Genomic DNA, 24739 nt, shown 5'->3' on the forward strand with positions numbered 1-24739 from the left:
GCTTTCCGGAGAAGTGCGCGGGCACCCGCCCGCATCCGGACAACGAATTCCCGCACCGCTTGGGCCCATCCGGCCGGTCCCTTTCACTCCATCGAGTGCGCGGCCCGCCCCGGCGGAACCGATCGCCTCCCGGTCGCGTCAGCGCCCCCCGGACGGTCCTCCCGGGAGGCGTCGGCGGCGCGCCCGCTCCCGGGAGGCTTCACCGGTCGAGCAGGGCGGTGAGCACCCCGACGGGGTCGGTGTCGGGGGTGCCGCGGGGCCACCAGTCCTCGCGCCCACTATCGGACTCGTAGCCGTACCAGAGTCCGTCACGGCCGAAGCGGAGCTGGAGGGAGGCGGTGGAGAGACGGTTGCGCCAGGGGCGGAAGTCCGGGAAGTCGGCGGCGGCCAGGGCGGGCCGCGCCCGGTCGAAGGGGCCTGCGGGCGGGTCCCAGGGCTCCTCCAGCACATCGAGGGCGGGACCGCCGCCCTGGCACCAGGCGGCGACCGCCCGGGCCAGTTCGGTGGGTGTACGGTCCGCCGCCCCGGCCAGATCGCGGTAGAGGGCACGGGTGGACGCGGTGAGCCCGGAACCGGGGTGGGCGGCGGCGAGGCGGACCGCGTCCTGCCAGGTGGTGAGCCGGGCGATGGGGTCGATACCGGTGGTGAGCAGGGCCAGGGCGCGGGCCGCCGCCTCACCGGCGAGGAGATCGAGCGCGAGCGGGTCGGGCGCGCCCGCCGCGTGGGGGTAGGCGGGTGGACGGCCCGGCTGGGCCGGCGCCGGGAAGGGGGGCGGCAGGGCGGGGAGCACCCGGGGAGCGAGCGCCTCGTGGGCCGGGACGGTCGCGGGGGACGGCGCGGCGACGGCGGCCCGCTCGGCGGCCGACCGGATGGCGTTGCGGTGGGCGAGCGCGGCGAGGATGTCCCGCTCGCCCATGCCGCGCATGAGGAAGAGCACGAACGGGTCCTGGTCCAGCAGCCGGGCGGTCTGGTAGCAGAGGGCGGCGGCGTGCTTGCAGGGGTAGCCGTCGTCGGGGCAGGAGCAGTCGGGGATCAGGTCGCCCGCCATGGGCAGCAGATCGGCCGCGCCGGCCAGGGCGTGCGGCACATCCTTGTCGAGCAGTGCGGCGATGTGGTCGGGGCGGGCGGCGGCGGCGCCGAGGAAGCCTTCCCACTCCTCGTCGGAGAGGGTGCGGAGGCGGATCTCCGTGCGGTACGGGCGCGGTCTGCTGCCGTGCACATAGGCGGTGACGCGGCCGGGGGTGACCGTGATCGCGTCGACCTGGCCGCGCCCCGCGTACGCGCGGCCGCGGGCGAGCCTGGCCGGGTCGAGAGCGGTGTCCTCCAGCGCCTCCACCCAGGCGTTTCCCCACCAGCTCGACGCCGTCCCGCCGGGCGGCAGGGGCTCCGGCGCGGGGAAGGTGCGGCGCCGGTCGTCCCCCGGGGAGCCCGCGCGGCGGCGCGTGGAGGAGGTCCGCGGACGGCTGGACGCACGGCGGTCACCGTGCGGACCCGGGGTGGCGGGCGGGGTCATGAGGGCCTCCGCAGGGAGACGAGATCGGCCAGCTCGTGGTCGGTCAGCTCGGTCAGCGCGGCCTCGCCGGAGCCGAGGACCGCGTCCGCCAGGGCGCGTTTGGCGGCGAGCATCCCGGCGATGCGGTCCTCCACGGTGCCCTCCGCGATCAGCCGGTGGACCTGGACGGGCTGGGTCTGGCCGATGCGGTACGCCCGGTCCGTCGCCTGCTCCTCCACTGCGGGGTTCCACCAGCGGTCGTAGTGGATGACATGGCCGGCCCGGGTGAGGTTGAGCCCCGTGCCCGCTGCCTTGAGGGACAGGATGAACACCGGCACGCCCCCGGACTGGAAGCGGTCGACCATGCGCTCCCGCTCGGCGACCGGGGTGCCTCCGTGGAGCAGTTGGGAGGGGATGGCCCGGGAGGTGAGGTGCTCGGAGAGCAGGCGCGCCATGGAGACGTACTGGGTGAAGACCAGGACCGAGCCGTCCTCGGCGAGGATGGTCTCCAGCAGTTCGTCGAGGAGGGCGAGCTTGCCGGAGCGCCCCGCCAGCCTCGGGCCCCTGCCGCCGGGCGGGTTCCGGGGAGCGGTGGGGCGGGTGGCCGTGGAGGCCGGCCGTGGCGGACCGCCGCGCTCCTTCAGGAACTGCGCCGGGTGGTTGCAGATCTGTTTGAGGTCGGTCAGCAGCTTCATCACCAGTCCGCGGCGGGCGATCCCCTCCGCGCTCCCGATGGCCGCCATCATCTCCCGTACCACCGCTTCGTACAGCGAGGCCTGTTCGCGGGTGAGCGCGACCGGGTGGTCGGACTCCGTCTTGGGGGGCAGCTCGGGCACGATGCCCGGGTCGGACTTCCTGCGGCGCAGCAGGAAGGGGCGGACCAGCCGGGAGAGCCGCTCGACCGCCTCGTCGTCCTCGCCCAGCTCGACGATCCGGGCGTGCCGGGCGCGGAAGGTCTTCAGGGGGCCCAGCAGACCGGGGGTGGTCCAGTCGAGCAGGGCCCACAGCTCGGAGAGGTTGTTCTCCACGGGGGTGCCGGTCAGCGCGACTCTGGCGGGAGTCGGGAGGGTGCGCAGGGCCTTGGCCGTGGCGGAGAAGGGGTTCTTGACGTGCTGTGCCTCGTCGGCGACGACCATCCCCCAGCTCTGGGCGGCGAGCCGGGGGGCGCTGGTGCGCATCGTGCCGTAGGTCGTGAGCACGAAGCCACCACCGGCACCGGCACCGGCACCGGCACCGGGCAGCGTCCGGTCCGCGCCGTGGAAGCGGCGGACCGGGACGGAGGGGGCGAACCGGTTGATCTCTCGCTGCCAGTTGCCGAGGAGGGAGGCGGGGCAGACGACCAGGGTGGGGGCCGGGTGTGCCCGGTGCAGATGGAGGGCGATCACGGTGACGGTCTTCCCGAGGCCCATGTCGTCGGCGAGACAGCCGCCCAGCCCGAGCGAGGTCATCAGGTCGAGCCAGGCGAGCCCGCGCAGCTGGTAGTCCCGCAGGGTGGCCTGGAGGCCCTCGGGGGCCGGCACCGGGGCCGCTCCCCCGGTGAGGCGGTCGCGCAGCACCGCCAGGGTGCCGGTGGGCACCGCCGGTACCGTCTCGCCGTCCACCTCCGCGGTGCCGGTCAGCGCCACGGCGAGCGCGTCGACCGGTTCGAGCAGGCCCAGCTCGCGCTTGCGGGCCTTGCGCACGAGGTCCGGGTCGACCACCACCCACTGGTCCCGCAGCCGCACGACCGGCCGGTGCGACTCGGCCAGGGCATCCATCTCCCGCTCGGTCAGCGGGTCTCCGTCGAGAGCGAGCTGCCAGTTGAACTTCAGCAGCTCCGCGCTGTCGAAGAAAGGGGTGCCGTCGGTCGCCGAGCCGGGGGCGGCGGCACGCACCACGGCGGAGGCGGAGAGGGACCGGGCCAGCTCCCTCGGCCAGTGCACGGCCACCCCCGCGGCGGCCAGCCGGGCCGCTCCGGGGCCCAGCAGTTCGTACAGCTCGTCCTCGGTGAGGGTGAGCACATCGGGGACATCCCGCTCCAGCAGCCCGGCGAGCGGAGGCCAGACCCGGGCGGCGCGGCGCAGTGCGAGCACCGTGTCGATACGGGCACGCGGCCCGAGGTGTTCGTCGCCGTCGGCCGCCCAGAGCCGTGCCGCGTCGGTGACGAGAGTGGGATCGGCGAGGCTGTGCACCTGGACGACGGCGGCGGCCGCGCTCCGTCCGCTCCCGTGGCCCTCGTCCTCGGCGGCGGTGTCGAAGAGCTCCAGGGACGAGAGATCGAGCCGCAGCGAGACCCGCACCCCCGCGTCCATCCCGGCCGCGGCCTCGGCGGCCCACTCCCGGGCCCCCGGAAGCCGCTGGGGCGCCTCGGCGGCGAACGGGGCGCCCGCGGCGAAGGCCGCCGCCGGGGTGCGGGGAAGGGTGTCCGCCACCGCGTCGAAGAAGGCACGGACCAGCGCCTCCGGCTCGGGGAGCCGGAGGGGGCCCGCCGATGGTGCCCCGGAGGCGGGCATCGGTACGGCGTGGGCCTCGTGGGGCATCGCGGCGGCGATCGCTCTGAGCTGGGCGATGTCGTCGGCGTCCAGCGGACCGGCGCGCCAGGCGTCCTCGTCGGCCCCGGTCAGGCCGGGGAGCAGCCGGCCGCGCGCCACCAGATGGAGGGCGTGCAGCGCCGCGGCACCCCAGCAGGCGGCTGCGGGGTGCGCGGCCGGATGGCGGCGGGCGCGCATCAGCAGCGGCAGGGCCTCCGCGACCGGGAGCAGCAGGGCGGGTACGGAATGCTCGCGGATGTCCTGCGGCGCGGGGGCGGCGGGGACGGGCTCCGGGCCGGTGTGCCGGACGACGGTGATCTCCCCGGTCGCGTCGTCGAGGGGTTCGCCGCCGGGGTTCCAGAAGGCGATCCTGCCCTCGCGCGGCAGCGCGGACGGCAGGAAGACCGCGGCGCGACCGGACAGACCGAACAGGCCGGGCAGACCGGACGGAGAGGGCGCCGTCTCGGCTGTCATGCGGGCCACCTCCCACCGTCGGATGCGTATCGGGACAACGGACCTACGACCTTACGGGTGGGGTCTGACAACGACGTCGATCCGGGGCGGAATGCCTGGTCGGAGGGGTCTCCCGCTGGTGCCGCGCGGCCTGACGGACCACGTGACGCCGGGCCGTGTGCTCCCGGACCGCGTGACGCCGGGGAAGGGGGCGGCGCCGGAAGGGCGCGTCATCATCGGCGCCGGTCCGCGCCTCGGCCAGGGGCCAGGCTCGCGCGGCGGGTGGTGAGTGGTCCGGCTCGCGCGGCGGCGGGAGGCGCGGGCATCCCGTGGGTCCGGGCGCAAGGGCAGGGGCACGGGGTCCACGGGCCTCGGGTGGCTCGGCCCCACGCGACGAGCGGGGAAGGCCGGCTCGCCCTGTTCGAACCGGCGGGGGCCGGGTGCGTTCCACTCGAATCGGTGGGCCCGGGGCGTACCGCTCGAACCGGTGACAGGCCAGGGCGCCCGCCTCGCAACCGGCGAGCGGTCAGGGCATTCCTCTCGCGCCCGCGGAAGCCCGGAGCAGCCGGCTCGCACCCGCGACAGCCCGAGGCGATCGACTCCACCCCACGAGGCCCGTGCATGCCGCTCAGACCCCCGCGAGGCCGGGGCCGCGAGGCCGGGGCCGCGAGGCCGGGGCCGCGAGGCCGGGGCCGCGAGGGTCAGGCGGCCGGAGGGAGGGGCCGCACGTGCCCCGGATCAGCCGGGTCGGCCGCCGCGCCCCCGGTGACCGCCGGGCGGTCACCCGATCCCCAGGACTCCGGGGCTTCCAGGGCGGGGCCCTCGTCCTGTCCGGGTCCGGCCTCGGCCGCGTGCGGCGGCGGAGGGCTCGGCTCCACTTCCTCCGTACCACCACGCTCCCGCCCCGGCTCCTGCTCCACCGCCTGCGCCGGGGACCCACCTTGCGCCTGCTGGGGCTGCTGCTGCGCCCGCTCCAGGAAGCGGAGCAGCTCCACCGGGAACGGCAGCACCAGGGTGGAGTTCTTCTCCGCCGCGACCGCCACCACCGTCTGAAGCAGCCTGAGCTGAAGCGCGGCCGGCTCCTTCGACATCACCCCGGCCGCCTCGGCCAGCTTCTTCGACGCCTGGAGCTCCGCGTCCGCGTTGATCACCCGGGCCCGGCGCTCCCGGTCGGCCTCCGCCTGCCGGGCCATCGACCGCTTCATCGCCTCGGGCAGCGACACATCCTTGATCTCGACCCGGTCGATCTGGACCCCCCAGCCGATCGCCGGGCTGTCGATCATCAGCTCCAGCCCCTCGTTGAGCTTCTCGCGGTTGGAGAGCAGATCGTCCAGATCGCTCTTGCCGATGATCGACCGGAGCGAGGTCTGCGCCATCTGGGAGACCGCGAACCGGTAGTCCTCGACCTTGATGATCGCGTCCGCCGCCTCGACCACCTTGAAGTAGACCACCGCGTCGACCCGGACCGTCACATTGTCCCGGGTGATGCCCTCCTGCGCGGGCACGGGCATCGTCACGATCTGCATATTGACCTTGCGGAGCCGGTCGACGGCGGGAAGGATCATGGTGAATCCGGGGCCTCTGACGCCCCCGTGGAGCCGTCCGAGACGGAAGACCACACCGCGTTCGTACTGCTTCACGATCCTGGCCGCCGCCGTCGCGTACGCCAGAGCACCGAGTACGACCGCCACACAGGCGATCACCAGCGTCTCGATCATCAGGGCACCCCCTTCGGTCGAGCCGGACGCCCTCTTCCACCGTATGCCCGGTATGAGGCTTAAGACCAGATTCCGCCGCCGCGCCGGCGCGGAGCGGCACGGGAGCGCGCGGGGGCGCGCCGGGAGGAGGCGAGGGTGCACTCTGGAGAAGGAGATGAATGGACCGTGCGCACGGGAAGTGAACCGATCACCGCCCGCAGCCCTCTGCGGATGCGCTTCTGGCTGGCCGTCTGGGGACTGATCTGGACCACCTCCGGGACGGTGGCCTTCGCGCTCTCCGGCCACCCCGGCTGGGCCGCGCTGTGCGGGGTGATCCTGCTGATCGTCCTGGTCGATCTGTTCATCATCGTCCGCCATGTCCGCCAGGGCCCGCACTATCAGCCCGGCCGGGACATCCCACCGTACGAACCGGTCCACGACCGCCGCCCGCCGGACCCCGGGCAGGGGCGGGAACCCGGCCCCTAGGGCTTGCCGTCCGGGTCGAAACGGGCCGCGCGGAGATACTCCGGTCTGGGGTCGAGCGCCGCCGCGAGACGGTAGTGGCGCTGCGCCTGCCCGGGCCGGCCGGCGCGCTCGAAGGTGCGGGCCAGGGCGAAATGCGCGAAGGCGTTGTCCGGTTCGCGCTCCAGGACCCATGCGAATTCCAGCTCCGCCGGCCGCAGTTGGGCGGCGGCGAAGAAGGCGCGGGCGCGGAGCAGCCGGGCGGCCGTGTTCTCGGGATGGGCCGCGATGACCGAGTCCAGCAGCTTCACGGCACCACGCGGGTCCCGCGCGGCGAGCAGCCGCTCGGCCGCGCGGTAGTCGATGACGTGCGTCTCCGGGTTGCTCTTGGGCACAACGGAATCCTTCCCCTCGCCGCACCGTTCCAACACAGGTCACGGGAGAGGTATTCCGGTACGGTCAGGGGCTGTTGTGAGCCCCTGTCACGGAACGCGCTGTTACGGGGCCGGGCTCAGCCGGATCGCCGCTCCGCCCGCCGGGTCAGCTCCGCCCACACCCGTCGCACCTGCGGTTCCAGCTGCTCCAGGGGACCGTCGTTGTCGATCACAAGGTCAGCGATGGCGCGCCGCTGCTCCCTGGTGGCCTGTGCCGCCATCCGCGCCCGCGCGTCGGACTCCGTCATTCCGCGCCGCCCGACGAGCCGGTCGAGCTGGGTCTCCACGCTCGCGTCCACGACCACGACGAGGTCGTACCGGTCCGCGAGCGCGTTCTCGGTGAGCAGGGGGACGTCGTGGACGACGACCGCTTCCAGCCCCGCCGCCCGCTCCAGCTCCTGTGAGCGCGCCCCGACCAGCGGGTGCACGATCGCGTTGAGCGCGGCGAGCCGGTCGGGGTCGGCGAAGACGATCGCGCCGAGCTTCGGCCGGTCCAGAGTGCCGTCGGGGGCGAGGACCGACTCGCCGAAAGCCGCCACGACGGCGGCCAGCCCCGGGGTGCCGGGCTCGACCACCTCGCGGGCGATCCTGTCGGCGTCGATCAGCACCGCTCCGTACGACTCCAGGAGCCGGGAGACCTCGCTCTTGCCGGCGCCGATTCCACCGGTCAGACCTACGGACAGCATGAGCGGCAGCTTAGTCCTTCCGGCTCCGGGCAGGGGTCCGTGGGGCCGGCCGTCAGGAGTCGCCCTCGCGCTCCGCGAGGAAGCGCTCGAATTCGAGACCGATCTCGTCGGCCGACGGCAGATCCACGGGTTCGGCGACCAGGCTGCCCCGGCTGTCGGCGCCCGCCATGGCGTCGTACTGGTGCTCAAGTCCCTGGACGAGTCCGATCAGTTCCTCGTCGCCCTCGCCGATCTGGCGCTCGATCTCGTTCTGCGTGCGGTGCGCCTCGGTGCGCAGCGCGTGGGCGACACCGGGGAGGACCAGTCCGGTGGCGGCCGTGACGGCCTCCAGGGCGGTCAGCGCGGCGTCCGGGTAGGAGGAGCGGGCGACGTAGTGCGGTACGTGGGCGGCCACACCGAGCACGTCGTGATTGGCCTCCATGAGCCGGAACTCCACCAGCGACTCCGCGCTGCCCGGGACCTGGGCCTCGTCGAAGGGGCTGCGATGGCCAGGCATCAGGTCGGTGCGGTTGCCGTGCGGGGTGAGGCCCACCGGGCGGGTGTGCGGGACTCCCATGGGGATGCCGTGGAAGTTGACCGAGAGGCGCACTCCCAGCCGTTCCACGATCTGGGCCACCGCCGCGGCGAACCGCTCCCACTCCACATCGGGCTCCGGGCCCGACAGCAGAAGGAAGGGCGCTCCGGTGGCGTCCTGGATGAGGCGGACCTCGATGCCCGGGGTCTCGTACCCGGTCCAGCGGTCGCGCCGGAAGGTCAGCAGCGGGCGGCGGGCACGGTAGTCCACCAGCCTGTCGTGGTCGAAGCGGGCCACGAGCTGGTGGGGCAGTGTGTCGAGCAGATTGCCGACGATCTGCTCGCCGGTCTCGCCCGCGTCGATGTATCCGTCGAAGTGGTACAGCATGACCAGGCCGGCCGACTCCTGCGCGAGCGCCATGTCGACGACCGCGAGGCCCTTCGGCTCCCATTCGTACAAATCCTGCGGATCAAGCACGATTACCGCTCCTCCTCGTGTTCCTAACCGACAACACGCGGTAGCACAGGGGCATTCCCCCCTCACCCGGAATACACACCCCGGGGGCGGCGGAGGCCGGTGTGCCCGCGCGGCGGTCCGGCCGGAGGGGCCCGGGGAGCGCCGGAGAACCGGTAAGGCCCGCTCCCCAGGGGGAGCGGGCCTTACCGTCAGCTATCCGTCAGCCGGTGCAGAGCGTCAGCTCTGGCCTCCGGCCAGCTTCTCGCGAAGGGCGGCGAGCGCCTCGTCCGACGCCAGGGCGCCGGAGTTGTCGTCCGACTCCGAGGAGTACGAACCGCTGGCGGGCGCGGCGGCCGGAGCGGCGGTGCCACCCTCGGCAGCAGCGGCCTCGTCGGCCTCGCGGGACTTGATGACCTGAGCCTGGTGCTGCTCGAAGCGCGACTGCGCCTCGGCGTACTGGGTCTCCCAGGCCTCGCGCTGGGTCTCGAAGCCGGAGAGCCAGTCGTTGGTCTCCGGGTCGAAGCCCTCAGGGTAGATGTAGTTGCCCTGGTCGTCGTAGGACGCGGCCATGCCGTACAGGGTCGGGTCGAACTCGACCGAGGCCGGGTCGGTGCCGAAGGACTCGTTGGCCTGCTTCAGCGAGAGGCTGATGCGACGGCGCTCAAGGTCGATGTCGATGACCTTGACGAAGATCTCGTCGTTGACCTGGACAACCTGCTCCGGGATCTCCACGTGGCGCTCGGCCAGCTCGGAGATGTGGACCAGACCCTCGATGCCCTCGTCCACACGGACGAACGCGCCGAACGGAACCAGCTTGGTGACCTTGCCGGGAACGACCTGGCCGATCTGGTGGGTCCGGGCGAACTGCTGCCACGGGTCTTCCTGCGTCGCCTTCAGCGACAGGGAGACACGCTCGCGGTCCATGTCGACGTCGAGAACCTCGACGGTGACCTCCTGGCCGACCTCGACAACCTCGGAGGGGTGGTCGATGTGCTTCCAGGACAGCTCCGAGACGTGCACGAGTCCATCGACGCCACCCAGGTCCACGAAGGCACCGAAGTTGACGATCGAGGACACGACGCCCGAACGGACCTGGCCCTTCTGGAGGGTGGTGAGGAAGGTCTGGCGAACCTCGGACTGGGTCTGCTCAAGCCAGGCACGGCGGGACAGGACCACGTTGTTGCGGTTCTTGTCCAGCTCGATGATCTTGGCCTCGAGCTCCTTGCCCACGTAGGGCTGGAGGTCGCGGACACGGCGCATCTCGACGAGGGAGGCGGGCAGGAAGCCACGCAGGCCGATGTCGAGGATGAGTCCACCCTTGACGACCTCGATGACGGTACCGGTAACGATGCCGTCTTCTTCCTTGATCTTCTCGATGGTGCCCCAGGCACGCTCGTACTGGGCGCGCTTCTTCGAGAGGATCAGGCGGCCTTCCTTGTCCTCCTTCTGGAGAACAAGGGCCTCGATCTCGTCGCCGACCTTGACGACCTCGTTGGGGTCGACGTCGTGCTTGATCGAGAGCTCGCGGCTCGGGATGACACCTTCGGTCTTGTAACCGATGTCGAGCAGGACCTCGTCCCGGTCGACCTTCACGATGACGCCGTCGACGATGTCGCCGTCGTTGAAGTACTTGATCGTCTCGTCGATCGCGGCGAGGAAGGCTTCCTCGTTACCGATGTCGTTGACCGCTACCTGCGGAGTGGCGGTGGTCTCGGTGCTGCTCGTCATGTGGGAAAGGGCTCCGGTACGGACATTGAAGTCGTAGGTACTGCTACGCCGTGAGCCCGTATCGCAGCTGCAAGAAGCCGGACAGCCGTGGAAGCACCCACCTGACCGCCGCTTCCGGAGTGATCCGGAGACGAACCGCCTGGAGGCGCCTCGCAAACCGAGGGGACATACATACAGATGCGAGCGCGGCCTACTCTGTCTGAGGCACGCAGGCCCGCAGCGCAACTTGTAGCATACGGGGGCAGCCGGACACGGTCAATGCGCGAAGGCGCACACCCGGGGCAGAACGTCTCATACCCGGCACAACTAGTGTTTGCAGAGGCCACAACGGCTGCTCTTTGGGCTGTGCCTGAACGCAAACTACAACGACGGTGATGATGAGCCAATACATCAAAGACGCCGCGGACATCGCGGACCCCGACCCCGAAGCCACCCGTCGTGACGCCGACGACACGGAGAGCAGCCGGGCGAGCCGCGGCTGGTGGGACCGGAACGCCGATGAGTACCAGAGCGAGCACGGGGCCTTCCTGGGGGACGACCGCTTCGTCTGGGGGCCCGAGGGGCTGGACGAGGCGGATGCGGAGCTGCTCGGTCCACGGGAGTCCCTGAAGGGGCTGGACGTGCTGGAGATCGGGGCGGGCGCGGCGCAGTGCTCCCGCTGGCTCGCCGCCCAGGGCGCGCGGCCGGTGGCGCTGGATCTCTCCCACCGCCAGCTCCAGCACGCGCTGCGGATCGGCGCGGACCTCTCCCTGGTGGAGGCGGACGCGACGGCGCTGCCGTTCCGCGACGGCTCCTTCGACCTCGCCTGCTCCGCCTATGGGGCCGTGCCCTTCGTCGCCGATCCCGTGACGGTGTTCACGGAGGTGCGCCGGGTGCTGCGGCCCGGCGGCCGGTGGGTCTTCTCGGTCACCCACCCCATCCGCTGGGCGTTCCCGGACGAGCCCGGGCCCGAGGGGCTGAGCGTCTCGGCGTCCTACTTCGACCGCACTCCCTATGTGGAGCAGGACGGGCAGGGCCGCGCGGTGTACGTGGAGCACCACAGGACCGTGGGGGACCGGGTGCGCGATGTGGTGGCCGGCGGTTTCCGGCTGCTGGACCTGGTCGAGCCGGAGTGGCCCGCCTGGAACAGCCAGGAGTGGGGCGGCTGGTCCCCGCTGCGGGGGAATCTGATCCCGGGTACGGCGATCTTTGTGTGCGTACGGGACTGAGGGTCCGGACCGGTTTGGTGAGGCGGTCCGGTGGGGCGGCGCGGGTCCTGGCTCGCGCCGCCCCACCGGTCCGTGCGGCCCGCGTGGTCCGGGAAGTCCATGCGGTCCGGGCGGTCCGGGCGGTCCGGGCGGTCCGGGCGGTCCAATGTGGCACAAGCGGTCATACAAACCGATGAACGCATCGCCCCTGTGGACGGCTCGGGGCACCGCCGGCCGGACCGTACGAGACTGAAGCCATGATCCGAACCGACGCACTCGACCGCCTGCCGGTGCGCACCGCCGTGCCCGAGCTGCTCTCCGCACTGGAGGAGCGCGGCACCGCTGTGCTGTACGCGCCACCCGGCACCGGCAAGACCACGCTGGTGCCCCTGGCGCTGGCCGGCCTGACCGGGACGGGGCCGCGGCGGCGGGTGCTGGTCGCCGAGCCCCGCCGGATGGCCGTGCGGGCCGCGGCACGGCGGATGGCATGGCTGCTGGGCCAGGAGACCGGCGGCGAGGTCGGGTACACGGTGCGCGGCGAGCGGCGGGCCGGGCCCTCGACCCGGGTCGAGGTGGTCACCACCGGTGTTCTGTTGCAGCGGCTCCAGCGCGATCCCGAACTCCCCGGCGTCGATGTGGTCCTCCTCGACGAGTGCCACGAACGGCATCTGGACGCGGACACCGCCATGGCGTTCCTGGTGGATGTGCGGGCGGCCCTGCGCCCGGATCTCCAGCTGATCGCTGCCTCCGCGACCGGCGACGCGGAGGCGTGGGCGGAGCTGCTGACCGTGCTGGACGGCTCGGGGCCCGCGCCCGTGGTGCGTGGCGCGGGCGAGGGCCATGGCTCCCGGTTCCTCCACGCGCCTCCGCCCGGCGGTATCCGGCCGGCCCATGGGACCTGGGTCGATCCGGCCCTGCTGCGGCATGTCGCGGCGACGGTGCGGCTGGCGCTCGACCGGCACGAGGGCGATGTCCTCTGCTTTCTGCCCGGGACCGGGGAGATCGCCCGGACCGCCGGGATGCTGGAAGGGGTCGGCGCCGAGGTGCTCCAGCTGCACGGACGGGCGCCGGCCGCGGTGCAGGACGCGGTGCTGCGCGGCGGTGAGGGGCGGCGGGTGGTGCTGGCCACATCGGTCGCGGAGTCCAGTCTGACGGTGCCCGGGGTGCGGATCGTCGTCGACTCGGGGCTGGCGCGTGAGCCGCGCATGGATCACGCGCGGGGGCTGGGCTCACTGGCGACGGTGCCGGTGTCGGCGGCCGGTGCGACCCAGCGGCTCGGGCGCGCCGGCCGGGAGGCCTTCGGGACCGTGTACCGCTGCTGGGCCCCGGCGGACGACGTCCGCCGCCCCCGCTTCCCGCTGCCGGAGATCAGGATCGCGGATCTGGCCGCGTTCGCTCTCCGGGTCTCCTGCTGGGGCGACCCCTCGGCCGCCGGGCTGGCGCTGCTGGACGCGCCACCGGCCGGGGCGATGGCCGCCGCGCGCTCGGTGCTGACCTCGATCGGCGCGGTCGGCCCGGACGGCCGGGCCACCGAGCGGGGGATACGGATGTCCCGGCTCGGGCTGCACCCCCGGCTGGCCCGGGCGCTGATCGACGGCGCCTCCGAGGTCGGGGCCCGCCGGGCGGCCGAGGTGGTCGCCCTGCTCAGCGAGGAGCCTCCGAGGGAGTACGGCGACGACCTCGCGGGGGCCTGGCGGACGGCTCGCCGGGGTGGTGACGCCTATGGGGCGCGGTGGCGGACGGAGGCTCGGCGGCTGATGTCGTCCCTCTCCTCCTCCACGGCGGACCGGCCGGGTGGCGGCCCGGGAGCCCCGGACCGGGGGCGGCGGACGGAGGCCGGTGACGACGCCGTGGCGGGGCTGGTCACGGCGCTGGCGTTCCCCGAGCGGGTGGCGAGGGCCCGGGGTGAGGGCGGGTTCCTCATGGCCTCCGGCACCGGGGCGGAGGTCGGGGCGGGCTCGGTGCTGCGCGGCGCGCCCTGGCTCGCGGTGGCGGTCGCCGACCGGCCGGCGACCGCCGCGTCCGCCCGGGTGCGGCTCGCCGCCGCGATGGACGAGGACGGGGCCCGCTCGGCCGCGGCCCCTCTGCTCGGTTCCGGTGAGGAGGTCCGCTGGGAGGACGGGGATGTCCTCGCCCGCCGGGTGCGGCGCCTCGGGGCCATCGAGCTGTCGGTGCGCCCTCTGCGGGACCCTCGGCCCGCGCTGGTGCGCGAGGCGCTCCTCGACGGGCTGCGCGGCGAGGGGCTGGGGCTGCTGCACTGGACACGGGATGCCCGCGGGCTGCGGGAACGGCTCGCCTTTCTCCACCGGGAGCTGGGTGCGCCCTGGCCCGATGTGTCCGGCGCCGCGCTGCTGGAGCGCACGGAGGAGTGGCTCGAACCGGAGCTGTCGCGGGCCCGCCGGCGGGCCGATCTGGGGCGGATTCCGGCGGGGCAGGCCCTGCAGCGGCTGCTGCCGTGGGCGAGCGGGGAGGCGGCTCGGCTGGACGAGCTGGCGCCGGAACGGATCGAGGTCCCCACCGGGTCGCGGATACGGGTGGAGTACGGCGGGGCGCAGCCCGTGCTGGCGGTGAAGCTCCAGGAGCTGTTCGGGCTGCGGGAGACACCCCGGCTGGCGGGGGTGCCGGTGGTGGTGCATCTGCTCTCCCCGGCGGGCAGGCCCGCGGCGGTGACCGCGGATCTGGCCTCGTTCTGGAGGGACGGATACCGCGCGGTCCGGGCGGAGCTGCGCGGCAGATACCCCCGGCACCCCTGGCCGGAGGACCCTGCCACGGCGGAGCCGACCCGCCACACCAAGGCGCGTCGGGCCGGAGCGGCCGGGGGCGGGGAAGGAGCCGCCCGGGGCGGCGGAGGGCGGGGCTGAGGAGAGGGAAGGGAAGACGAGGGGCGGCGGCCTCGGGAAGGGAGGGGCGCGGGCGGGGAAGGGGCCGGGAGGGGAGAGGTTCAGACAGGGAGGAGTGCGGGCCGGGGGGTTCTCAGACAGGGAGGGGTGCGGGCCGGGGAGGGTTCTCAGGCAGGGAGGAGGTCGGGGGGAGGGGGCTCGCCCTCGGGGGCGGGCGGACCGGGGCGCCGGCCGCGGGCCTCCAGGACCAGGGCCAGCGTCAGCAGGGCGCCGGCCGACAGCAGCAGGCCCCAGGGGAGAAAGGAGGTCAGCAGGAGCACCAGCAGCCGCTGGGACTTGACCAGTTCGACGGTGTGGTCGACATAGTCGGGGCGCATCTTCACATGACCGGCGAACGCGGTGACCCTGTCACGGCCGCCGAGGAGGGTGCCGCCGCGCAGTTCCTCCCGGTGGATCTCCTCTCCGTTGACCGGGGCCCCGGTGACCGGGTCGACCCAGAACATGCGGGTGGTGGTGTACCAGCGGGTGGTGCCGGTGTTCTTCTCCAGGGTGGAGGCGTCGATACCGGGGATGGGCATCTTCCTGGGGTACGGGACCTTGGTCCAGGGGATCGTCTGCTCGAAGTAGTAGACGCTGAGCCCTCGGAAGTCCCGGGTGCCCCGGTAGTGGATGGGGGCGGAGGTGCGGGTCTGGGCGTCGAAGTACAGGTGGGCGCGCTTCTCGGTGAGGAAGGGCCATTTGAACTCGATGCCCTCGCGGCGGACCGGGGTCCCGTCCACCATCTCGCCCGGGGCGTGCACCGGGGCCTGGGTGTGGGCGTCGAAGACATACCGCTCGGGGATCTGGGAGACCGTCCTGCCGTCGGGGCCCTGCACATGGGAGAGCGCGTCCCAGACGACGACATCGCGGCCGGCGGTGCGCTCGATCCTCTCCGACTCCTCCACATTGCCCTTGAGGGTCTGGACGATGGTGACCTTCTCCACCTGCTCGGCCCGGAGGGTGCTGTAGTCGAGGAGGGTCGCGGGCCTCGCCTCCAGCACCATCTCCTGGTACTGGCCGGGCGGGACCTTGGCGAGCCGGGGGAAGGCGTACCAGCGCAGCAGCGGGGAGAGGGCGGCGCAGAAGACGGCGAGGGCGAGGAGGACGAGGCCGGCGCGGCGGTGCATGGCCGGCCCGTCTACTTCTTGGGGCCGGGGACGGTCGTCAGCAGAGGTTCGGGGGAGGTCTCGCCCGGGGGTGAGCCGACGGCGGTGAGGGTGAGGACGAGGGCGAAGGCGGCGGCCAGTCCGATGGCGGCGGCGACGAGGGCACGCATGCTCGGCCTCCCGGGGAATCGGGTCCAGAGGGATCTGACGCGACGTCAGGGCTGGGCACCGTAGCAACCGGACCGCGAGATGAGAACACGTCGCACCGCCCCTGTGCCGTGGCGGCACAGGGGCGGCGGGTGGAGAAGGAGGTGGGAATCAGCCCGTGGGCGACGAAGAGGGAGACGGGGCGGGCGGGGCGGAGGAGGCGGGCGGGGTCACCGTCAGCTCGATGGTCACCGTGGCACCGCCGACGGCGGTGAGCCGCAGCAGGAAAGTGCCCGGCTCCCCGTCCGCGAGGAGCTTCGGGAGCTTGAGCGTGCCATCGGTGCCGGTGGTGAGGCCGGTGAGGGTGCGGACGGGCTTGCCGTCGGCGTCCTTGAAGAGGGGGCCCTTGTCGTTCTCCGCCGGGTCCTGATCGCTCTTGATCAGAGTGGCGGTGACTCCGACACCGGGGGCGATGCCGCCCTGGTAGCCGGCCTTGACCTCGACGGCCTCCGTGAACTCCGCGCCCGCGGCGGCCGTCAGGGGAGCGTCCCCGACCCGGGTGAGCCGGTCGGCGGCCCGGGGGGTGACCTTCGCGGTGAACTCGGCGGCGGGCACCCGGTGGCCGGGGGCCGTGGCCCGTACGGAGAAGTTCCCGGTCTCCTCGCCCGCGGTGAGGGCGGGTGCGGTGACCTTGCCGTCCTTGCCGGTGGTGCCGACGACGACCCGGCGTCCGCCCTGGAAGCGGGTGTCCGTCGCACCGACGATCTCGAAGCGCACCGACTGGTCGGCGACGCCGCGGCCCAGCGAGTTCCGCACCCGCACGGTGACCTTCTCGGCGAAGGCACGTCCGGCCATGGCGGTGAGCTTCCCGGTGCCCGCGTTCTCGACGCGGGTGACGGGCGCCTGCGCCGGCGGGGTGGTGGGGGGCGTCGTGGGCGGCTTGGTGGCCGGCGGGGGCGTGGGCTTGCCCGTGGTCCCGCCGCCGGGCTTCTCCGGCTTCGGCGAGGGGGCCGGCTTCTTCCCGGGACTCTTGGCCGGGGAGTCCGAGCCGGCCGACTTGGTCCTGTTGTCCGTGGAGGTGCCGGTGGAGCCGGTGGCACCCGTACCGGAGCCGGACGCGGAGTCGGGGGTGCTGGAGTCGGGCAGCTCGCCCGTGCCGTCCGGCACCTCGTGGGTACCGGTCTTGTAGAACTCGAACCAGGAGAGCACCGTGCGGAGGTACTCGCGGGACCGGTTGTAGGAGAGGATCGCCCGGTCGAGGTCGGCCGCGTCCGTCAGATCGCGGTCACCGGCGCAGAGGTAACGGCCCGCGGCGAGGGCCGCGTCGTAGATGTTGTTGGGGTCCTTGCGGCCGTCCCCGTTGGCGTCCTGTCCCCAGGTGGCCCAGGTCGAGGGGATGAACTGCATCGGGCCGACGGCGCGGTCGTAGGTGGTGTCGCTGTCGTACGCGCCGTTGTCGGTGTCCGAGATGTTCGCGAAGCCCACGCCGTTGAGGGCGGGGCCGAGGATCGGGGAGTACGTGGTGCCGTTGCCGTCGACCTTGCCGCCCCGCGCCTGCCCCGACTCCACCTTGCCGATGGCGGCGAGCAGCTGCCAGGGGACATGGCAGCCGGGGTCCGAGGCCGAGATGGTCTTCTCGGCCTTCTTGTAGGCGGAGAGGACGGTCGCCGGTATACCGGACTCCGACGGCCCATGGGCCGGGAGATGGGGGGAATTACCCGGTCTGTCCGGGGTCGTCAGCGGCGGGAGATCCGTGTGATACGGCGAGTTGCCCGTGGCGGAGCCGTCGGTCGACGCGGGATCGGTGTCGGCGGCGCCCTGTCCCGGGCTGCCGTCGCCGCCACCGAGCGTGGCATGGGTGATCCCGGGCGCCTGTGAGGCGGAGAGCGCCGCGACAGCGGCGGCCGCGATGGCGGTGGTGGTGGCTCCCTTGCGCAGGCGTCGGCCGAATTGGGCTGCCATACGTCTTCTTCCCTCCCCGAAAGCGGCTGTCCGCGCTCCCCTGTGCGATAACGGGCGATTCCTCAGGTGACCCTACGGCACCCGTCGGCCGCGGAACACCTGGCCTTGACCGGCTTTCACCGGTTCGCCATGGCGCATGCGTGCGAACTCCCGATCCGACTTGATCGCCCATACTGAGCAGCGTCGATCCCGGAAGATCGAAATCAATCAACAGGCGTCACAGGGGGATCACGACGTATGCCTTTCACGCTGAGCCACGCCGCCGCGGTGCTGCCGGGTATCCGGAGGGACGGAACCGGGCGGGGCCCCCTGGTCGCCTCGGCGCTGATCATGGGGTCGCTCTCCCCCGATATGACGTTCTTCGCGGCGACGGCGGTGCCGGGCGCGATGGAGTTCGGGCGGTTCACCCATGGACTCCTCGGTCTGTTCACCGTCGACGCGGCCATCACCGCCGCACTGGTGGCGATGTGGCTGCTGATCCGCGACCCCCTGCTGGCCCTGCTCCCCTCCGGCCGTCAGGGGCCGGTGCACGCCTGGCTGGACGGCGGGCGGCGGAACCTCTCCCCCGGGTACGCGCTGCGTTTCTATCTCTCGGCGGTGCTCGGCGCCTCCAGCCATGTCGTCTGGGACGCCTTCACCCACCACGGACGCTGGGGCACCCGGCTGATGCCCGTGCTCAATGAGTCGGTGGCCGGGTTCGGCGGCCATCAGATCGCGCAGTACGGCTCCTCGGCGCTGGCGCTGCTGGTGATCGGCTGGTTCGCCCGGCCCGTGCTCCGCGAGCGCTCACTCTCCGGCCCGCCGCCGTCCGTGCCCGTGCTCGACCGGCGCGGCCGTCGGATGGTGGCCGCACTGCTGGGCGCCTGTGCCCTGCTCGGAGCCGTCGACCGCTGTGTGCGCTGGTACGAGCGATCCGGGCCCTGGGACTCACCGCTCGCCGTCATCCCGACGGCCTGCTTCGGCGCCGGGGCGGGGCTCGCGGTGGGACTGCTGCTGTACGGCGGGGTCATGCGGCTGCGGGAGCGGGTGCCGGAGCGGGTCTGACCGCTCCGGCACCCTGATCCACGGCGCGGGTCAGTGCGCGGCCGACTCCCAGTCCGGCCCCACACCCACCGAGACATCGAGCGGAGCGCTCAGCGAGACCGCCGACGACATCTCACGGCGGACGATCCTCTCGACCTCCGCGCGCTCGCCCGGGGAGATCTCCAGCACGATTTCGTCATGGACCTGGAGCAGCAGCCGGGAGGAGAGCTCCGCCTCGCGCAGCGCCCCGTCCACCCTCAGCATCGCGATCTTGACGATATCCGCCGCGGTGCCCTGGATCGGGGCGTTCAGCGCCATGCGCTCGGCGGCCTCGCGGCGCTGGCGGTTGTCGCTGTTGAGGTCGGGGAGGTAGCGGCGGCGGCCGAGCATCGTCGCCGTGTATCCCGAGGCGCGGGCCTCGTCGACCACATGGTGGAGGTAGTCCCGCACTCCGCCGAACCGCTCGAAGTAGGTGTCCATCAGGGCGCGGGCCTCACCGGCCTCGATGTTCAGCTGCTGGGAGAGGCCGAACGCGGAGAGCCCGTAGGCCAGTCCGTACGACATCGCCTTGATCTTGCGGCGCATCTCGGCGTCGACCGCGGAGGTCTCGACGCCGAACACCTGGGACGCCACGGTGTTGTGCAGGTCCTCACCGGAGGTGAAGGCCTGGAGCAGGCCCTCGTCCTGGGAGAGATGGGCCATCACCCGCAGCTCGATCTGGCTGTAGTCGGCCGTCATCAGCGACTCGAAGCCCTCGCCGACGACGAAGCCCCGGCGGATGGCGCGGCCCTCATCGGTGCGGACCGGGACGTTCTGGAGATTCGGGTCGGTGGAGGAGAGCCGGCCGGTCGCGGCCACGGTCTGGCTGAAGGTGGTGTGAATCCGGCCGTCCGCCGCGATGGTCTTGATCAGACCCTCGACGGTGGAGCGCAGCCGGGCCTGCTCGCGGTGGCGCAGCATGATGACCGGCAGCTCGTGGTCGGTCCGGGTGGCGAGCCAGGCCAGCGCGTCGGCGTCCGTGGTGTAGCCGGTCTTGGTCTTCTTGGTCTTGGGGAGGTTCAGCTCACCGAAGAAGACCTCCTGGAGCTGCTTGGGCGAGCCGAGGTTGAACTCGTGGCCCACGGCCGCGTGGGCCTCCTTCACGGCCTGCTGGACCGCGCCCGCGAACAGTTGCTCCATGGTTTCGAGATGGGCGCGGTCGGCGGCGATGCCATGGCGCTCCATCCGGGCCAGCAGGAGGGAGGTGGGCAGCTCGATGTCGTGCAGCAGCTCGGCCGCGCCGACTTCGCCGAGCCGCTCGGTGAAGGCGTCCCCCAGGTCGAGGACGGCGCGGGCCTGGGCCATCAGGGCATCGGCCTCGGCGTGCTCGTCGTCGGCGCCGAAGGCCAGCTGGCCGTCGGCCGCCGCGGGGGCCAGCTCGCGGTGGAGGTACTCGATCGAGAGGGTGTCCAGGGCGAAGGAGCGTCGGCCGGGCTTGACGAGATAGGCGGCGAGCGCGGTGTCCATCACGATGCCGTCGATGTGCCAGCCGTGCTCGGGGAAGACCCGCAGCGCGTCCTTGGCGCTGTGCAGGACCTTCGGGCGGGCCGGATCGGCGAGCCAGTCGGTGAGGGCCCGGTCGTCGGCCTCGTCGAGCCGGGTGGTGTCGAACCAGGCGGCCGGGCCGCCGGCGGCGGCCAGGGCGACCTCGCTGACGCTCCCCACGCCCAGGGCCCAGCTCGCGACGGTCGCCACACCGAGCGGCTGCCCGCCGTGGCGCTCCAGCCAGGAGCCCAGCTCGCCGGTGGCCAGGACCGTGCCGTCCAGCTCGACTCCGGCGTCGGGCACCGGGGGCTCGTCCTCCCGGGCCCCGGGGTCGACGGCGAGCAGACGGTCGCGCAGGCTGGGGTTGCGGATCTCCAGGACCTCCAGGAAGCCCTTCAGCGCGCTGCGGTCGTAGGGGGCGCGCTCCAGCTCGGCGACCGACTTGGGCAGCTCGACATCGCGCACCAGCTCGGTGAGGTGGCGGTTGAGCTTGACGGCTTCCAGGTGGTCCCGGAGCGACTGGCCGACCTTGCCCTTGACCTCGTCGGCCCGCTCGATCAGCTCGGCGAAGGAGCCGAACTGGTTGATCCACTTCGTGGCGGTCTTCTCGCCGACGCCGGGGATGCCGGGGAGGTTGTCGGACGGGTCGCCGCGCAGGGCGGCGAAGTCGGGGTACTGCCCGGGGGTGAGTCCGTACTTCTCCTGGACCTTCTCCGGGGTGAAGCGGGTCAGCTCGGAGACGCCCTTGGTGGGGTAGAGCACGGTGGTGTGCTCGCTGACGAGCTGGAAGGAATCCCGGTCGCCGGTGACGATCAGCACATCGAAACCCGCCGCCTCGGCCTCGGTGGCGAGGGTGGCGATGATGTCGTCGGCCTCGAAGCCGTCGACCGCGAAACGGGCGGCGTTCATCGTGTCCAGCAGCTCGCCGATCAGCTCGACCTGGCCCTTGAACTCATCGGGGGTCGCGGAGCGGTTCGCCTTGTACTCGGGGAAGTCCTTGGAGCGCCAGGTCTTGCGGGACACGTCGAAGGCCACCGCGAAATGGGTGGGCGCCTCGTCGCGCAGCGTGTTCGCCAGCATCGACGCGAAGCCGTAGACGGCGTTGGTCGTCTGACCGCTCGCGGTCGAGAAATTCTCCGCGGGCAGCGCGAAGAACGCCCGGTACGCCAGGGAGTGCCCGTCCATGAGGAGCAGGCGCGGACGGTTGTCGTCTGGGGTCTTCTTCGACGCTGTCTCAGCCACGGGGACGATCCTGCCACGGACCACTGACAATGCCGTCCACACCGGCCGCGGCGGAGCCGTTGTCAGCGGGCCGTGACAGGATCGACAGTGGGTGGAGGAGGCTTCTCGCACTCCGCCGCCCGCGCGCGTCCGCACAGCGTGTACGGACGCGCGGCCGCCGGGTCCCCGGCGGTGACCGCACGGGGAGAGTCCGTGCGGGGACGGGGACCGCCCGGAGCAGGTGTCCGCCCGCAAAGGAGAGCCCGATGACCGGTAAGCCGCCCGCAGACGATCCGATCCAGGACGCGCCCCGGGTCTCGGGGGTCCAGCACTCCGCGGCGGGCCTGCCCGCGATCGGGCACACGCTGCGGATGGCCCAGCGGCAGATGGGGGTGCGGCGGACCGCCCGGACCCTGCTCAAGGTCAATCAGAAGGACGGTTTCGACTGCCCGGGCTGCGCGTGGCCCGAGGAGGACCGGCGCCATACGGCGGAGTTCTGCGAGAACGGCGCGAAGGCGGTCGCCGAGGAGGCCACCCTGCGCCGGGTCACCCCCGATTTCTTCGCCGCGCATCCGCTCGCCGACCTCGCCGCCCGCAGTGGCTACTGGCTGGGCCAGCAGGGGCGGATCACCGAGCCCGTGTATCTGCCGGAGGGCGCCGACCGCTATGAGGCGATCACCTGGGAGCGGGCGTTCGCGATCATCGCCGAGGAGCTGACCGCGCTGGACTCCCCCGACGAGGCCCTCTTCTACACCTCGGGCCGCACCAGCAACGAGGCCGCGTTCCTGCTCCAGCTCTTCGCCCGCGAGTTCGGCACCAACAACCTCCCCGACTGCTCCAACATGTGCCACGAGTCCTCCGGCTCGGCCCTCACCGAGACGCTGGGCGTCGGCAAGGGCAGTGTGTCGCTGGAGGATCTGCACCAGGCGGATCTGATCATCGTGGCGGGGCAGAATCCCGGCACCAACCACCCGCGGATGCTCTCGGCGCTGGAGAAGGCCAAGGCCGCCGGCGCGCGGATCATCTCGGTCAACCCGCTGCCCGAGGCGGGGATGGAGCGGTTCCGGAATCCGCAGACGGCGCGCGGGATGCTCAAGGGCGTCGCCCTCAACGATCTCTTCCTCCAGATCCGGATCGGCGGCGACCAGGCCCTCTTCCGCCTGCTGAACAAGCTGATCCTGGAGGCGGCGGACACGGCGGGTGCGAGGGACACGGCGGAGGCGGCGGACGTCGGGGGCGACCGGCCGTCCGGCGCCGCCCCGGGGGCGGTGGACGAGGAGTTCGTGCGCACCCACACCCACGGGTACGACGAGTTCCGCGCGGCGGCGCGGGCCGCCGACTGGGCGGAGACACTGACCGCGACGGGCCTCGTCCGCGCCGACATCGAGCGGGCGCTCGCGATGGTGCTGGAGTCGGAGCGGACGATTGTGTGCTGGGCGATGGGACTGACCCAGCACAAGCACTCCGTGGCCACCATCCGCGAGATCGTCAATTTCCTTCTGCTGCGCGGCAATATCGGCCGCCCCGGCGCCGGTGTCTGCCCCGTGCGCGGGCACTCGAATGTCCAGGGCGACCGCACGATGGGCATTTTCGAGCGCCCCTCGGCGGCTTTTCTGGACGCCCTGGAGAAGGAATTCGACTTCACTCCCCCGCGCCGGCACGGTCTGGATGTCGTGCGGTCGATCCGCGCGCTGCGCGATGGCACCGCGAAGGTCTTCTTCGCGATGGGCGGCAATTTCGTCGCCGCGTCGCCCGACACGGAGGTGACCGAGGCGGCGATCCGCCGGGCCCGGCTGACGGTCCATGTCTCGACCAAGCTGAACCGCTCCCACGCGGTGACCGGCCGGCGGGCGCTGATCCTGCCCACCCTGGGGCGCACCGACAAGGACGTGCAGGAGGGCGGGCGACAGGTGGTGACCGTCGAGGACTCCATGGGCATGGTGCACGCCTCGCGCGGGAATCTGCCCCCGGCGGGTCCCCGGCTGCTCTCCGAGCCGGCGATCGTGGCGCGGCTGGCGCGGGCGGTGCTCGGTCCGGGTTCGACGACACCCTGGGAGGAGTTCGAACGGGACTACGGGACGATCCGCGACCGCATCGCTCGGGTGGTGCCCGGTTTCGAGGACTTCAACGCGAAGATCGCCCGCCCGGGCGGTTTCGCCCTGCCGCACGCGCCGCGCGACGAGCGCCGCTTCCCCACGGCGACCGGGAAGGCCAACTTCACCGCCGCGCCCGTGGAGTACCCGAGGGTCCCCGAGGGGCGGCTGCTGCTCCAGACCCTGCGCTCGCACGATCAGTACAACACCACGGTGTACGGCCTGGACGACCGCTACCGGGGCATCAGGGGCGGCAGGCGGGTGGTGCTGGTGAACCCGGAGGACGCCGGGGAGCTGGGCCTCGCCGACGGCTCGTACACCGATCTGGTCGGTGAGTGGAAGGACGGGGTGGAGCGGCGGGCACCCGGGTTCCGGGTGGTGCACTACCCGACCGCCCGCGGCTGCGCGGCGGCCTACTACCCGGAGACCAATGTGCTGGTGCCGCTGGACTCCACCGCGGACACCAGCAACACCCCGGCGAGCAAGTCCGTGGTGGTGCGGTTCGAGCCGGCCCGGCCCGGCGCCGGCGGCCCCGGCCCCGGTCCCGGGGTGTGATCAATTCGCCGGGCGGGAATGTGACGCAGTCACTAAGCGTCTGCTCAGGCATCTGATAGGACGGTGGGGACGCGCACATCACGCAATCGGATCGGAGCCGGGCCCCATGGGTGAGCAGTCCGCTGTGAAGTTCCCGCAAGAGGTCATCGACGAGTACGCCGCGCTCGGCGTGGATCTGCCCGCACTCTTCTCGGCGGGCCATCTGGGCAGCCGGCTGGGGCTGAGAGTGGTGGAGGCCTCCGCCGAGCGGGTCGTCGGCACCATGCCCGTGGAGGGCAACACCCAGCCGTACGGACTGCTGCACGGCGGCGCCTCCGCCGTGCTGGCCGAGACTCTGGGGTCGATCGGGTCGATGCTGCACGGCGGCAGCGGGAGGATCGCCGTCGGTGTGGACCTCAACTGCACCCACCACCGGGGCGTGCGCTCGGGGCTGGTCACCGGGGTGGCCACCCCGGTGCACCGGGGCCGCACGACGGCGACGTACGAGATCGTGATCACCGATGAGCAGCAGAAGCGGGTGTGCACCGCGCGGCTCACCTGTCTGCTCCGTGACGCCGCGCCCGCCGCGCCCGCGGGCACCGGCAGTGGCACCGGGGCCCCGACCGGCTGA

General features: G+C 72.6%; 17 protein-coding genes. 6 read left to right on the forward strand and 11 right to left on the reverse strand.

The features are described 5' to 3' along the window. Positions 1-199: 199 nt before the first annotated feature. The 3 genes from ACWCRA_RS19785 to ACWCRA_RS19795 form a co-directional block, all read right to left on the reverse strand. Positions 200-1513 carry an SWIM zinc finger family protein gene (locus tag ACWCRA_RS19785; protein WP_451068174.1) on the reverse strand — a complete coding sequence of 438 codons (1314 nt, stop codon included), beginning with the start codon at positions 1511-1513 and terminating at the stop codon, positions 200-202. Next, the gene (locus tag ACWCRA_RS19790) at positions 1510-4476 is read right to left on the reverse strand and encodes a DEAD/DEAH box helicase (RefSeq protein WP_451068175.1); all 2967 of its coding nucleotides are present in this window, start codon (positions 4474-4476) and stop codon (positions 1510-1512) included. Before ACWCRA_RS19790 ends, ACWCRA_RS19785 begins: the two co-directional genes overlap by 4 nt. Before the next feature lie 680 nt (positions 4477-5156). After that, entirely contained in the window at positions 5157-6173 is a 1017-nt protein-coding gene (locus ACWCRA_RS19795) for a slipin family protein (RefSeq protein WP_451068176.1), read from the reverse strand. Positions 6174-6338: 165 nt separating this feature from the next. Here ACWCRA_RS19795 and ACWCRA_RS19800 point away from each other — a divergent pair, with 165 nt between their 5' ends. Continuing rightward, on the forward strand, positions 6339-6638 hold the full coding sequence (locus ACWCRA_RS19800) for a DUF6343 family protein (protein WP_351549140.1): 300 nt from the start codon (positions 6339-6341) through the stop codon (positions 6636-6638). Here ACWCRA_RS19800 and ACWCRA_RS19805 read toward each other — a convergent pair. The 4 genes from ACWCRA_RS19805 to rpsA form a co-directional block, all read right to left on the reverse strand. Beyond that, positions 6635-7009 (reverse strand): tetratricopeptide repeat protein, encoded by a 375-nt coding sequence (locus ACWCRA_RS19805; RefSeq protein ID WP_351549143.1) that lies wholly within the window; start codon positions 7007-7009, stop codon positions 6635-6637. The two genes, ACWCRA_RS19800 and ACWCRA_RS19805, sit on opposite strands and share 4 nt — an antisense overlap. Positions 7010-7125: 116 nt before the next feature. Then, positions 7126-7734, reverse strand: coding sequence for a dephospho-CoA kinase (gene coaE, locus ACWCRA_RS19810; RefSeq protein ID WP_451068177.1), 609 nt, complete (start codon positions 7732-7734; stop codon positions 7126-7128). A 52-nt stretch (positions 7735-7786) separates the two neighbouring features. Next, on the reverse strand, positions 7787-8725 hold the full coding sequence (locus tag ACWCRA_RS19815) for a PAC2 family protein (protein WP_351549149.1): 939 nt from the start codon (positions 8723-8725) through the stop codon (positions 7787-7789). 216 nt (positions 8726-8941) lie between these two features. Then, the gene (gene rpsA / locus ACWCRA_RS19820) at positions 8942-10432 is read right to left on the reverse strand and encodes a 30S ribosomal protein S1 (RefSeq protein ID WP_351549152.1); all 1491 of its coding nucleotides are present in this window, start codon (positions 10430-10432) and stop codon (positions 8942-8944) included. Between the two features lie 377 nt (positions 10433-10809). Between rpsA and ACWCRA_RS19825 the strand changes: the two genes are divergently transcribed. Together ACWCRA_RS19825 and hrpB are read left to right on the forward strand one after the other, a co-directional pair. Continuing rightward, positions 10810-11640: a class I SAM-dependent methyltransferase gene (locus tag ACWCRA_RS19825; RefSeq protein WP_351549197.1), complete on the forward strand. Its 831-nt coding sequence runs from the start codon at positions 10810-10812 to the stop codon at positions 11638-11640. Between the two features lie 236 nt (positions 11641-11876). Continuing rightward, positions 11877-14480 carry an ATP-dependent helicase HrpB gene (hrpB, locus tag ACWCRA_RS19830; RefSeq protein ID WP_451068178.1) on the forward strand — a complete coding sequence of 868 codons (2604 nt, stop codon included), beginning with the start codon at positions 11877-11879 and terminating at the stop codon, positions 14478-14480. Between the two features lie 146 nt (positions 14481-14626). Here hrpB and ACWCRA_RS19835 read toward each other — a convergent pair whose 3' ends face one another. The 3 genes from ACWCRA_RS19835 to ACWCRA_RS19845 all read right to left on the reverse strand — a co-directional run bounded on the left by ACWCRA_RS19835 (position 14627) and on the right by ACWCRA_RS19845 (position 17713). Further along, positions 14627-15625, reverse strand: coding sequence for a DUF3068 domain-containing protein (locus ACWCRA_RS19835; RefSeq protein ID WP_451068179.1), 999 nt, complete (start codon positions 15623-15625; stop codon positions 14627-14629). Between the two features lie 11 nt (positions 15626-15636). Further along, positions 15637-15774: an SPW_0924 family protein gene (locus ACWCRA_RS19840; protein ID WP_351549160.1), complete on the reverse strand. Its 138-nt coding sequence runs from the start codon at positions 15772-15774 to the stop codon at positions 15637-15639. A 148-nt stretch (positions 15775-15922) separates the two neighbouring features. Continuing rightward, positions 15923-17713, reverse strand: coding sequence for a lytic transglycosylase domain-containing protein (locus ACWCRA_RS19845; RefSeq protein ID WP_451068180.1), 1791 nt, complete (start codon positions 17711-17713; stop codon positions 15923-15925). Positions 17714-17950: 237 nt separating this feature from the next. Between ACWCRA_RS19845 and ACWCRA_RS19850 the strand changes: the two genes are divergently transcribed. Then, positions 17951-18757 carry a DUF4184 family protein gene (locus ACWCRA_RS19850; RefSeq protein ID WP_451068181.1) on the forward strand — a complete coding sequence of 269 codons (807 nt, stop codon included), beginning with the start codon at positions 17951-17953 and terminating at the stop codon, positions 18755-18757. A gap of 30 nt (positions 18758-18787) precedes the next feature. Here ACWCRA_RS19850 and polA read toward each other — a convergent pair whose 3' ends face one another. After that, on the reverse strand, positions 18788-21502 hold the full coding sequence (gene polA / locus ACWCRA_RS19855; RefSeq protein ID WP_451068182.1) for a DNA polymerase I: 2715 nt from the start codon (positions 21500-21502) through the stop codon (positions 18788-18790). Positions 21503-21747: 245 nt separating this feature from the next. Between polA and ACWCRA_RS19860 the strand changes: the two genes are divergently transcribed. Beyond that, the gene (locus tag ACWCRA_RS19860; RefSeq protein ID WP_451068183.1) at positions 21748-24129 is read left to right on the forward strand and encodes an FdhF/YdeP family oxidoreductase; all 2382 of its coding nucleotides are present in this window, start codon (positions 21748-21750) and stop codon (positions 24127-24129) included. 106 nt (positions 24130-24235) lie between these two features. Continuing rightward, positions 24236-24739: a PaaI family thioesterase gene (locus ACWCRA_RS19865; RefSeq protein WP_351549174.1), complete on the forward strand. Its 504-nt coding sequence runs from the start codon at positions 24236-24238 to the stop codon at positions 24737-24739.

The sequence above is a fragment of the Streptomyces sp. NPDC001889 genome, from assembly GCF_053594535.1.